The 12282-nt window shown below is 69.2% G+C and carries 10 protein-coding genes; 1 reads left to right on the top strand and 9 read right to left on the bottom strand.

Features of this window, described 5'->3' with window-relative positions:
• The 8 genes from pyrF to BGN98_RS04360 all read right to left on the bottom strand — a co-directional run.
• The coding region (gene pyrF, locus BGN98_RS04395; protein ID WP_288119818.1) for an orotidine-5'-phosphate decarboxylase at positions 1–729 on the bottom strand (729 nt) is incomplete at its 3' end.
• On the bottom strand, positions 726–4040 hold the full coding sequence (gene carB, locus BGN98_RS04390) for a carbamoyl-phosphate synthase large subunit (RefSeq protein WP_288119816.1): 3315 nt from the start codon (positions 4038–4040) through the stop codon (positions 726–728). The genes pyrF and carB, both read right to left, overlap by 4 nt.
• On the bottom strand, positions 4040–5308 hold the full coding sequence (gene carA / locus BGN98_RS04385; RefSeq protein ID WP_288119814.1) for a glutamine-hydrolyzing carbamoyl-phosphate synthase small subunit: 1269 nt from the start codon (positions 5306–5308) through the stop codon (positions 4040–4042). The genes carB and carA overlap by 1 nt, the downstream gene beginning before the upstream one ends.
• The gene (locus tag BGN98_RS04380) at positions 5305–5850 is read right to left on the bottom strand and encodes a PH-like domain-containing protein (RefSeq protein WP_288119812.1); all 546 of its coding nucleotides are present in this window, start codon (positions 5848–5850) and stop codon (positions 5305–5307) included. The genes carA and BGN98_RS04380 overlap by 4 nt, the downstream gene beginning before the upstream one ends.
• A complete protein-coding gene (locus BGN98_RS04375) occupies positions 5847–7178 on the bottom strand; it encodes a dihydroorotase (RefSeq protein WP_288119810.1) in 1332 nt (443 codons plus the stop codon). The genes BGN98_RS04380 and BGN98_RS04375 overlap by 4 nt, the downstream gene beginning before the upstream one ends.
• Entirely contained in the window at positions 7175–8155 is a 981-nt protein-coding gene (locus BGN98_RS04370; RefSeq protein WP_061683459.1) for an aspartate carbamoyltransferase catalytic subunit, read from the bottom strand. The genes BGN98_RS04375 and BGN98_RS04370 overlap by 4 nt, the downstream gene beginning before the upstream one ends.
• Positions 8152–8691 (bottom strand): bifunctional pyr operon transcriptional regulator/uracil phosphoribosyltransferase PyrR, encoded by a 540-nt coding sequence (gene pyrR / locus BGN98_RS04365; protein ID WP_061683460.1) that lies wholly within the window; start codon positions 8689–8691, stop codon positions 8152–8154. The genes BGN98_RS04370 and pyrR overlap by 4 nt, the downstream gene beginning before the upstream one ends.
• Before the next feature lie 82 nt (positions 8692–8773).
• On the bottom strand, positions 8774–8917 hold the full coding sequence (locus BGN98_RS04360; protein WP_155947559.1) for a hypothetical protein: 144 nt from the start codon (positions 8915–8917) through the stop codon (positions 8774–8776).
• Positions 8918–9076: 159 nt separating this feature from the next.
• Between BGN98_RS04360 and BGN98_RS04355 the strand changes: the two genes are divergently transcribed.
• Positions 9077–10486 carry an HNH endonuclease signature motif containing protein gene (locus BGN98_RS04355; RefSeq protein ID WP_288119807.1) on the top strand — a complete coding sequence of 470 codons (1410 nt, stop codon included), beginning with the start codon at positions 9077–9079 and terminating at the stop codon, positions 10484–10486.
• Between the two features lie 18 nt (positions 10487–10504).
• Here the strand turns inward: BGN98_RS04355 and BGN98_RS04350 are convergent, their stop codons facing one another.
• A complete protein-coding gene (locus BGN98_RS04350) occupies positions 10505–12070 on the bottom strand; it encodes a Rieske 2Fe-2S domain-containing protein (protein WP_288119805.1) in 1566 nt (521 codons plus the stop codon).
• Between the last annotated feature and the right edge of the window lie 212 nt (positions 12071–12282).

Below are 12282 nucleotides of genomic sequence, written 5' to 3'. Positions count from 1 at the left end.
GAAAACACGCGGGAGGTCGGCCGGCTGCGCCCCCTGCGCGCCGAAGCCCGGCGCCAGAAGCGGAACCGGACGCTCGAACGCACGCAGCCCGAGCGCGGCGAGATCGACCGTCGCGCCGACGACGAGCCCCAGCGACGCCCACTCGTCGGCACCCGTCGGATCAGCGGCGACGACCTCGGCGGCCACCGTCGCGGCCACCGTCTCCTGCCCACGCCGGGCGGACTGCAGTCCCGCGGCTTCGGGATTGCTGGTGGCGGCGAGGACGAAGACGCCCTTGTCGTGCGCGAGCGCGTACGCGAACGTCGACGACAGTGCACCCACGCCCAGATACGGGCTGACGGTCAGCGCATCGGCCTCCAGCGCAGAGCCGGGCGTGAGCCACGCCGCGGCGTACGCGTCCATCGTGGTGCCGATGTCGCCCCGCTTGGCGTCGGCGATCACCAGCAGACCCGCGGCGCGCGCCGCCGCCATCACCTCTTCGAGGGCGGCGTAGCCGGCCGAGCCGAATCGCTCGAAGAACGAGACCTGGGGCTTGACGACGGCGACGGTGGATGCCGCGGCATCCACCGTGCGCAGCCCGAACTCGCGGACGCCGGCGACGTCGACACCGAGACCCCACTCGCGCAGGAGCGCTTCGTGGGGGTCGATGCCGACGCACAGGCGTCCGCGCGCCGCGACGGCCTTCTGAAGTCGAGAGCCGAACGGCAGTCGAGAACCGGACGAGATCACACGGCCGCCCGCTGCTCGGCGGTGGCGAGAGCGTCCGACCGGTCGCGCGCATACTCCTGGAGGCTGCGCACCGAGAAGCCTTCACGCAGGACGGGCAGTGCGCTCACGGCGGCGCCCAGGACGGCCATCGTGGTGAACAATGCCTTGTCGGCCGCCACCGCCGCCGCGCGGATCTCGTACCCGTCGGCACGGGCGATTCCTCCGGACGGGGTGTTCACGACGATGTCGATCTCCCCGGCGTTGATGAGATCGACGACGTTGCGCTCGCCGGACTCCTGCGTTTCGGAGTACTTGCCCACCACACCGACGCGGATGCCGTTACGGGCCAGGATCTCGGCGGTGCCCTCGGTCGCGATGAGGCGGAAGCCGAGCTCCTGCAGGCGGTGGGCCGGCAGGATGACGGCGCGCTTGTCGTCATCGGCGACCGACAGGAACACGGTCCCCGACGTCGGCATGCCGCCGTACGCCGCGGCCTGGCTCTTCGCGAACGCCGTCGGGAAGTCGCGGTCGATGCCCATGACCTCGCCGGTGGAGCGCATCTCCGGGCCCAGCACCGAGTCGACGGTGTGGCCGTCGGCGGTGCGGAAACGCTTGAACGGCAGCACGGCCTCCTTGACAGCGACGGGGGCATCCAGCGGCACGCGCGATCCGTCCACGAGCGGAAGCAGCCCCTCGGCCTTCAGCTCGGCCACGGTTGCGCCCGCCATGATGCGCGAGGCGGCCTTGGCGAGCGGAATGCCGAGCGCCTTCGACACGAACGGCACGGTGCGCGAAGCCCGCGGGTTCGCCTCGATGACGTAGAGGACCCCGGCCGAGACGGCGAACTGCACGTTCAGCAGGCCGCGAACACCGACGCCTTCCGCGATCGCATGAGTCGCGGCACGGACGCGGTCGATCTCGGTGCGACCGAGCGAGATCGGCGGCAGCGTGCACGACGAGTCGCCGGAGTGGATGCCGGCCTCCTCCAGGTGCTCCATGACGCCGCCGATGTAGAGCTCGTGACCGTCGTAGAGCGCATCGACGTCGAGCTCGATCGCGTCGTCGAGGAAGCGGTCGACCAGCAGCGGCTTGCCCTCTTCGATGACGACCTCGCCGGCGGTGCGGACGAAGTAGTCGCGCAGGCTCTCGGTGTCGTAGACGATCTCCATGCCACGGCCACCGAGCACGAAGCTGGGGCGCACGAGCACGGGGTAGCCGATCTCTTCGGCGATCGCGACGGCGCCCGCCTCGTCGATGGCGGTGTCATGACGCGGGGCGATCAGTCCGGCCCGGTCGAGCAGCTGCGAGAACAGCTCGCGCTCCTCGGCGATGTCGATCGCGGCGGGCGAGGTTCCCAGGATCGTGTACCCGGCCTCCTCGATGCCCTTCGCAAGGCCCAGCGGGGTCTGGCCGCCGAGCTGACAGACGACGCCCAGGATGGTCCCCGACTTCGCCTCGGCGTGCAGCACTTCGAGCACGTCCTCGAGCGTCAGCGGTTCGAAGTAGAGCCGGTCGCTCGTGTCGTAGTCGGTCGACACCGTCTCCGGGTTGCAGTTGACCATGATCGTCTCGTAGCCGGCATCCGAGAGGGCGAAGGAGGCGTGCACGCAGGAGTAGTCGAACTCGACGCCCTGACCGATGCGGTTGGGCCCCGAGCCGATGATGACGACCTTGGTGCGCTCGCTCGGCGTGACTTCGGTCTCGTGGTCGTAGCTCGAGTAGTGGTACGGCGTGAGCGCCGGGAACTCCCCCGCGCACGTGTCGACCGTCTTGTACACCGGGCGGATGCCGAGGCCATAGCGCACTCCGCGGATCTCCGCCTCCGTGACGCCGCGCAGCTGCGCGAGTTGGGCGTCGCTGAAGCCGTGCTCCTTCGCGAGACGCAGCGTCGCGGCATCCAGCTCGGGCGCCGCCTGCACGAACGCAGCGACCTCGTTGATGAGGGCCATCTGGTCCAGGAACCACGGGTCGATCTTGGTGGCCTCGAAGGCCTGCGCGATCGTGGCGCCCTTGCGCATCGCCTGCTGGAGCGTCACGATGCGGCCGTCGGTCGGCGTCTTCGCGATCTCCAGCAGCTCCTCCACCGAGCGGGGCTCCTCGCCCCAGTGGAAGCTCGATCCGCGCTTCTCCAGCGAGCGCAGCGCCTTCTGCAACGCCGTCGTGTAGTTGCGGCCGATGGCCATCGCCTCGCCGACCGACTTCATGGTGGTGGTCAGCGTCGCGTCGGCGTTCGGGAACTTCTCGAAGTTGAAGCGGGGCACCTTGACGACGACGTAGTCGAGCGTCGGCTCGAAGCTCGCCGGCGTCGCCTGGGTGATGTCGTTGGGAACCTCGTCGAGGCGGTAGCCGATGGCGAGCTTCGCGGCGAGCTTGGCGATCGGGAATCCCGTCGCCTTCGACGCGAGCGCCGACGAGCGCGAGACGCGCGGGTTCATCTCGATGACGATGATGCGTCCGGATGCCGGGTCGACGGCGAACTGGATGTTGCAGCCGCCGGTGTCCACGCCGACGGCGCGGATGATGTCGATGCCGATGTCACGGAGCTTCTGGTACTCGCGGTCGGTGAGGGTCAGCGCGGGCGCCACCGTGATCGAGTCGCCCGTGTGCACGCCGACGGGGTCGACGTTCTCGATCGAGCAGACGACGACGGTGTTGTCGGCCATGTCGCGCATGAGCTCGAGCTCGTACTCCTTCCACCCGAGGATCGACTCCTCCAGGAGCACCTCGGTGGTCGGCGAGTCGCGCAGGCCGGCGCCGCCGATGCGGCGGAGGTCGTCCTCGTCGTAGGCGAAGCCCGAGCCGAGGCCGCCCATTGTGAACGAGGGCCGCACGACGAGGGGGTAGCCGAGCTCGGCGGCGCCGGCGATCAGGTCGTCCATCGTGTGGCAGATGACGCTGCGGGCGACGTCGGCCCCGGCATCCAGCACGAGCTGCTTGAAGATCTGACGGTCCTCACCCTTGCGGATGGCGTCGACCTTGGCGCCGATGAGCTCGACGTCGTACTTTTCGAGGATCCCCTGCTCGTGAAGGGCCATCGCCGCGTTGAGGGCCGTCTGTCCGCCGAGGGTCGGCAGGATCGCGTCCGGCTTCTCCTTCTGGATGATCGTTTCGATCACGGCGGGCGTGATGGGTTCGATGTAGGTCGCGTCCGCGAAGTCGGGGTCGGTCATGATCGTCGCCGGGTTCGAGTTCACGAGGATGACGCGCACGCCCTCCTCGCGCAGCACGCGGCACGCCTGGGTTCCGGAGTAGTCGAACTCGCAGGCCTGACCGATCACGATCGGGCCGGAGCCGATGACGAGGACGCTCTTGATGTCGTCGCGCTTGGGCATCAGTTCTTGCCCTCTCCTTCGTGTCCCACTTCTTGCTGTGCGTGTCCCACTTCTGTCCCTTGATGTCCCGATTGGTGCTCTCCGGAGCCTGCGGAGGCAGCAGAAAGTGGGACATGGCTGGATGCCGCGGCGCGGTGCGACCGCACCATGTCGGCGAAGCGGTCGAAGAGGTAGTTGGCGTCGTGCGGGCCGCCGGCGGCCTCGGGGTGGTACTGCACGCTGAACGCCGGGATGTCCAGTGCGCGCAGCCCCTCCACGACATTGTCGTTGAGCCCGACGTGGCTCACCTCGACGCGGCCGTAGCCGTTCGGGCTGAGGGTCTCGCCCTCCAGCGGCGCATCGACGGCGAAGCCGTGGTTGTGGGCGGTGATCTCCACCCGGCCTGTCTGCTTGTCGAGCACCGGCTGGTTGATGCCGCGGTGTCCGAACGGCAGCTTGTAGGTGCCGAAGCCGAGCGCGCGCCCGAGCAGCTGGTTGCCGAAGCAGATGCCGAAGAAGGGCAGGCCGTCGTCGAGCACGTTGCGCAGCAGCGTGACGTGGTCGTCGGATGCCGCCGGGTCACCCGGACCGTTCGAGTAGAACACCGCCACCGGATCGATCGCGCGGATCTCGTCGATCGTGACCGACTGCGGCAGCACGTGCACGTCGAACCCGCGGGCCGCGAGGTTCAGCACGGTCGCGCGCTTGACACCGAGATCGAGGACCGCGAGCGCGCCGAGGCGTTCGACATTCTCTGCTGCGGGCGTGACCTCGACCTCGCGGACCGACACCTCAGCCGACAGGTTCTGTCCCGCCATCTGCGGTGCCTCCCGCACGATGCGCAGCTGCTCCTCGGGGTCGAGCGTCGCGGCCTCGCCCGAGAACACGCCGCCGCGCATCGAGCCCGAAGACCGCAGTACGCGAGTGATGGCGCGGGTGTCGACGCCCGCGATGCCGACGATGCCGTCACGGATGAGGGCGTCGTCGAGCGACTCGTCGGCGCGCCAGTTCGACACGACGCGCGAAGGGTCGCGCACGATGTAGCCGGCGACCCAGATGCGACGGGACTCCGGGTCTTCGCCGTTCATTCCGGTGTTGCCGATGTGCGACGCGGTCTGCAGGACGATCTGTCCCGCGTAGGAGGGGTCGGTGAGCGTCTCCTGGTAGCCGGTCATGCCGGTGGAGAAGACGACTTCGCCGAGAGTCGTGCCCCGGGCGCCGTAGGCGCGTCCGGGGTGGCGGGAGCCGTCTTCGAGGACGAGGACGGCGGGGTCGAGCAAGAAGGTCATGCGGCATTTCCCGTCGAAGTGGTGGAGGTCTGGTCTGTCGCGGTCGGGGTCGAAGGCTGCAGGATGGCGGTGATCGCAGCGGCGAGTCCTTGAGCGGACTGGTCCTGCGGGCGGAGGTAGCTGTCGACCGTCTCGGTCGTCCCGTCGGTGCGCCAGGCGAGGCGCACGAGACCGCCCGGCTCGACGACGCGGTCGATGGCCGTCGTGGCCTGGCTGACGGAGGCGATGCGATCGGTGGCGATGAACATCCGCGGCTGGCCGACGAGGTCCAGCGCCACGCCGCGGTCGGTGACCGTGACGTCGACGCGCGAGCGGAAGCCCAGTCCGCGGATGGCGAGTCGTTCGAGCGCCTCGCCGTGCCGGGTCGTGGCGACGTAGAAGCCGGTCGCCACGGTCTGGACGGCGGCGGCATCCGGCACCTCCCCGAAGGGGGCGGTGATCCCGGCATCCCGCCGCGATCGTCGTCGCCAGGCGAATGCTCCCAGCGCCAGGAGGGCGACCGCGACGGCGATCATGACGAGAAGGGCACCCTCGCGGTTCATGCGCGCTCCTCCCCCATGGTCGGGGCCACGACGCCGTCGGTGACCGTCGCGGCTCCGCGGAAGAACGTCCACCGCACCTCGCCGGGAAGCTCCCGTCCGAGGTACGGCGAGTTGACGCTCCGGCCCCGCAGGTCGTCGCGGCCGAACGTCCGCGTCGGGGCGGGGTCGTACAGCGTGAGGGATGCCGCAGCTCCGACCGCCAGCGGCGTGCCGGCGTCGTCGAGCCGTCCGATGCGCGCCGGGGCGGCCGACATCACGCGGGCCACGTCGTCCCAGGACAGCATCCCCGTCTGCACCATCGCCTGGTGCACGACGCGCAGGGCGGATTCCAGCCCGACCATGCCGTTGGCCGCCGCCTGCCACTCGCACGACTTCGCCTCCGCCGGATGCGGCGCGTGGTCGGTCGCGACGATGTCGATCGTGCCGTCCGCGAGGCCTTCGCGCACCGCCTGCACGTCCTCGTCGCGGCGCAGCGGCGGGTTGACCTTGTAGCGGGCGTCATAGCCGCGCACGAGCTCCTCGGTCAGCAGCAGGTGGTGGGGGGTGACTTCGGCGGTCACGTTCACCCCGCGCTTCTTTGCCCACCGGATGATGTCGACCGAACCGGCCGTCGAGAGGTGGCACACGTGCAGACGCGAGCCGACGTGCTCGGCGAGAAGGACGTCACGGGCGATGATCGACTCCTCGGCGACCGCCGGCCATCCGGTCAGGCCGAGCTCGGCCGACACGGAGCCCTCGTTCATCTGGGCGCCCTCGGTCAAGCGGGGGTCCTGCGCGTGCTGGGCGACGACGCCGTCGAATGCCTTCACGTATTCGAGTGCGCGACGCATGATGAGCGGGTCGAAGACGCAGAAGCCGTCGTCGCTGAAGACGCGCACGCGGGCCCGCGAGGACGCCATCGCACCGAGCTCCGCGAGCCGCTCGCCCTTCTGGCCGACGGTCACGGCGCCGATCGGCTGCACGTGCACGTAGCCGGCCGCTTCGCCGAGGGCGAGCTCCTGCTCGACGACGCCGGCGGTGTCGGCGACGGGCGAGGTGTTCGGCATGGCGAAAACGGTCGTGAAGCCACCGGCGGCCGCGGCGCGCGAGCCGGTGAGCACCGTCTCCGACGCCTCGTAGCCGGGCTCGCGCAAGTGCACGTGCAGATCGACCAGGCCCGGCAGGGCGATCAGGCCGTCGGCATCCACGATGTCGGCGCCGGCGCGGCTCAGGCCGCTGCCGACCTGACTGATCCGGCCGTCTTCGAGAAGGAGATCCGTCGTCGCCCCGTCGCCGATACGGGCCCCGCGGATGATCGTCGGGCGCGCCGGGGGGTGTCGAACCGTCACGGGGTGTGCTCCTCTGCGTTCGTGTCGCGCTCGCCGGAACGTTCTCCGGCCAGCACCAGGTACAGCACCGCCATCCGCACCGACACGCCGTTCGCGACCTGCTCGAGCACGGTCGATCGGGGGGAATCGGCGGCGTCGGCGGAGATCTCCAGGCCCCGGTTCATGGGGCCCGGGTGCATCACAATGCTACCGTCCGCGAGAGTGGCCAGACGCCTCGCGTCCAGTCCCCATCGACGGGAATACTCCCGTTCAGTCGGGAAATATGCCGCGTTCATGCGTTCCAGCTGGATTCGCAGCATCATGACGGCGTCAGGCCGGGCGGACAGCGCCTCGTCGAGGTCGTAGACGACGCGAGCCGGCCACCGCGACACGTCCTGTGGAACCAGCGTCGGCGGAGCGACGAGGGTGACCTGGGCTCCGAGCGTGTGCAGCAGCCACACGTTGGAGCGGGCCACGCGCGAGTGCAGAATGTCCCCCACGATCGTGACCCGCACACCGGCGAGGTCGCGGCCACGGCTGTCGTCGCCGAAGCGGCGCTTGCGGATGGTGAACGCGTCCAGGAGCGCTTGCGTAGGGTGCTCGTGGGTGCCGTCTCCGGCGTTGACGACGCCGGCGGTGATCCAGCCGCTGGTCGCGAGCGTCTGCGGAGCGCCGGAGGCGCCGTGGCGGATGACCACGGCATCCGCGCCCATCGCCTGCAGCGTCTGGGCGGTGTCCTGCAGCGACTCCCCCTTGCTGACGCTGGAGCCCTTGGCGGAGAAGTTGATGACGTCGGCGGAGAGGCGCTTGGCCGCGGCTTCGAACGAGATGCGGGTGCGGGTGGAATCCTCGAAGAAGAGGTTGACGATCGTCTTGCCGCGCAGGGTCGGCAGTTTCTTGATCTCGCGCGACTGGGTGTCGCGCATGTCTTCGGCGACGTCGAGGATGCGCAGGGCATCCTCTCGGGAGAGCGTCCGGGTGTCGAGCAGGTGCCTCATGACGCGATCGTCACCTCTTCGATGCCGTCGACCTCGGCCAGGTGCACGTTGACCCGCTCGCTGCGTGCACTCGGCAGGTTCTTGCCGACGAAGTCGGGCCGGATCGGCAGCTCGCGGTGTCCGCGGTCGACGAGGATCGCGAGCCGCACGGCGGCCGGCCGGCCGATGTCGCCGAGCGCGTCGAGGGCCGCACGGATGCTGCGACCGGAGAAGAGCACATCGTCCACGAGGACGACGGTCTTGCCGTCCACGCCGCCCGCCGGGATCTGCGTGGGATGCGGAGTGCGAGTGGGATTTCGGTGCAGGTCGTCGCGGTACATCGTGACGTCGAGGGCACCGACCGGCACGGAGGTGCCGGAGATGTCGCCGAGGAGGGCGCCGATGCGTCCGGCGAGCGTCACGCCCCGGGTCGGGATGCCGAGGAGGACGAGATCGTCGGCCCCCTTGTTGGACTCCAGGATCTCGTGGGAGATCCGAGTCAGTGCGCGGGCGATGTCGGCTGTCTGCATCACGGTACGCGTGTTACCGGTGCTCATCCGCCGCTCCCTTCTCCGCCTCACGGGACGGGGTTAAAGGTTGCTGTGGTTCGGTCCCACTCTACCCGACCCGGGCGGCGCTTCAGGTTGTGGGTCTCCCCGGCGCGATCGCGCGCCGCACGCCTGCGCGGGCGGCGGTGAGGGCGAGGACCAGCAGCGTCACCGACCAAAACGACGCCGCGCGCAGGCGTGTGACGTCCACGAGGTGCAGCGGGTCGATTCTCATGTCACAGCTCCCCTCGCGCACCCGGGCGCAATGGTCGCGCTCACTCTAGGGCAGGCCGATGAATCGCATGAGAACACTCTCACGCGACATGTGATGTTTTCTCTCTCGATCTGGACTTTTCCAGCCTGTGATGTCGGAGGCCCTCGGCAGAATGAGGGTATGGATCTCCTCGCACAGCGCCTCGATGACCTGCGTTCGCTGGTCGTGGACGTGCTGCGTGCGGCGGTCTCGAACCGTGTCTTCGAGCGGGGCACCGAATGCGAGCTCGCTCGGCAGATCGCCGCCATCGCCGAGGTCGGCCGGTTGCTCGAGGCGCTCCTGATCGACGCGACCGGCGAGGTCATGCGACGCTCGGACAACCCCGTGCGTGACGAGCGGATGACCTCGCACCTCGGATGCCGCGACGTCACGCAGCTGCTGCAGACGCTCACGCGGATCGAGCCGCGGTCGGCCGCGCGGTTGCAGCGGGCGGCCGCAGCGGTGCGGTCCGATGTGTCGCCGACGACCGGTGAGGTGCTCGAGGCACCCTTCCCATCCGTGCGCGCGGCGATGGTCGACGGCGTCATCGGCGTCGACGGCATTCTGGCGATCACGGGTCCGCTCCAGCAGACAGCGCCGCGCGTCTCCGCTGCCGCGCGGAGGGATGCCGCGGACATCGTTGTCGCCGAGGCGCGCGGTGAGGGCCCGGATGCCGCACCGCCCGCGTGTGCCGAACTCCTGCGCATCCACGCGCAGACCTGGGCTCTCGCTCTCGACCAGGACGGCGCCGAGCCGCGCGAGCGGATCGCGGAGCGGAAGCGCTCGGTCGTGCTCGGGGTGGCCACCGCGGGTGGAGTTCCGATCCGCGGAACGCTCTTGCCGGAGGTGGCCGCGCAGCTGCAGACGATCTTCGATGCGCACCTGTCCCCCGCCGTCGCCTTCGACGATCCCGCCGCGACGGACGATGAGCCGCTCCCCGCCCGTGACGACCGGACTCGTGCGCAGAAACAGCACGATGCGCTCGCTGCGGCGCTCGGCGTTGCGGCATCCAGCGGCCTCCTGCCGACGATCGGCGGACATGCGCCGACTCTCGTGGTCTCCGTCGACGCCGACGATCTCGTCGCGGGTACGGGCTTCGCGCACGCGCAGGGATGCGATCAGCCGGTCGACGTGGCGGCCGCCCGTCACATCGCGTGCGCGGGTGCCGTCCAGCGCATCAGCAGCCGGGCAGACGGCAGGATCGTCGCCATCGGCATCGAGGAGCGCGTCTTCAACCGGCACCAGCGTCGCGCGATCGCACTTCGCGACGGCGGGTGCATCATCCCCGGCTGTGGCGTTCCTGCCGGTTGGTGCGAGATCCACCACGTCACCGAACATGCCCGGGGCGGTCTCACGCACACCGACAACGGCGTCCTGTTGTGCTGGTACCACCACCGGTTCCTTGACCGGGTCGGGTGGCAGATCCGCATGAACGGCGGGGTTCCCGAGGTCAAAGCCCCACCGTGGCACGGCACCGATCACCGCTGGCGCGTCGTCACCACCTCGCCGGTACGGCTCAAGAAACGTGCGAAACGCATTCTGACGACGTGAACGCGCCTCGGCGAGGTATCAGGCGGTGCGCGCCGATGCCGTCTCGACGACGCGCGACGCGCGGATCGGGTGGCCCGGTGCGGTGAGGCACTGCCCGCTCGCCAGATCCCACTTCCAGTCGTGGAGGGCGCAGGTGAGCACGCCGTCCTCGATCTTGCCGGTCTTGGTGAGGTCGGCGCGCAGGTGAGGGCAGCGGCGCTGGACGGTCCACTCGCCGATCTCGGCGTCCTCGGTCTGATCGGACTGCTCCGCATACCAGTTCTCGACGTACTCGATGCGGTCGCGGGACAGGCACTTCAGGAAGGTCGTGAGGAACTCGTTGAACTTGCCGCTGCGGCCGACCTCGAACTGCATCGACAGGAAGATCGAGTTCGACCAGTCGATCTCGTGATCACGGATGTTGGTGGAGACGAGATCGGCGGGGATCGTGTACCAGTAGATGCACTCCTCCCCCGCGTACTCCCGCACCTTCGCCTTGGGGAAGTCGACGAGCATGTCGAGCTCGCCGATGCGGAAGCGGACGTTGCCGCCGACGCCGGTGCGGATCGTGCGGGCGCGACGCAGCAGCGGCTCCCACCATTCCTGCAACGCGGCGAGCATCTCATCCGGTGCCATCGGCTCGGCCCGCGTCTCGATCTCCGCGATGACCTCCGCTTGGCGGCTGTCGCGCTGCTCGGCGAGGTACGCCCACTTGTCGTCGAAGACCCGGTCGATCTCATCCGGCGTGTAGAGGGTCTGCGTGATCTCGATCGTGCCACCGTTGAGGTCGACCTGCGTGCCGGGCACGAACTCGTAGCCCTTCTGATCGGGCCGCTCTGCGCGCATGTGGGCGAGGAACTGACGCTGATCGGTGAAGATCGAGTCGTCCTCCAGACCCCACCCGTTGAAGCGGAACAGGTCTTCGCGCAGGAACATCGGCGGGCCGGCCATGGGGAAGACGTGCTCGGCATCCACCTTCTCGATGTAGTACATCGCGCGCTTGTTCTGCGCGTCGCGCTTCAGCTGCGCGAAGTGCTGCTTCGAGTCCTGCGGCAAGTCGTAGACCATCGGCCACCAGATCGCGCCGGAGACCTGCGTGAAGTACGCGTCGGGCTTGGAGAACGAGAGCAGGCGCTCGAGGTCGAGCGGGTGCGAGTCGTTCTGGTTGAGGATGCTCGCGGTGCCGTCGTCGACGCTCAGCGACGAGTCGCCGATCGGGCCGTCGCTCGGCGCACGCAGCGGCGTCACCATGATCTTCAGGCCGCCGGGATACTCCAGAGTCTGCCCCGCCTGGGTGTAGACGATGTTGTCGTAGCCGAGGCGGCGCAGGTCCACTTCGAGGTCATCCGTCGGGTACTCCGGGAGCAGGACGCGAATGTCCTTCGGCACGTACCGTTCCAGCAGCGCCGGGTCGAAGTGATCGCGGTGGCGGTGCGAGATGTAGAGGAAGTCGGCTTTCCCGAAGCGCTCCCAGTCCAGGCCGCGGTTGTCGGGGAACGGGAACCACGAGCCGAAGAAGCTCGGGCCCATCACCGGGTCGCAGAGGATGCTGCCGCCCGTCGTCTCGATGAACATTCCGGCGTGGCCGAGGCCTGTGATCCGCATGGGTCCTCCTGGTCGAACAGCTCCCGAGTCTACGCGGCGTCGGCGTGCCCCTCCTCGAGCCTCGCTGAGCGTGGCATCTCGCCCGCTCCGTTGGGCTCATCGAGGAACGATCGGGTCCTCCCAGCTAGGTTCTTTCTATGAGCGCGGGGACGTGGACAACGGGCGACTATCGTGCGCGCATCACCGCCGTGGCGATAACCGGCTCTTCGGAC

The sequence above is a fragment of the Microbacterium sp. 69-7 genome, assembly GCF_001897985.1.
Classification (GTDB): Bacteria; Actinomycetota; Actinomycetes; order Actinomycetales; family Microbacteriaceae; genus Microbacterium; species Microbacterium laevaniformans.
Note: the sequence above shows the minus strand (reverse complement) of the source record. Positions and strands in the feature narration are given on the sequence as shown.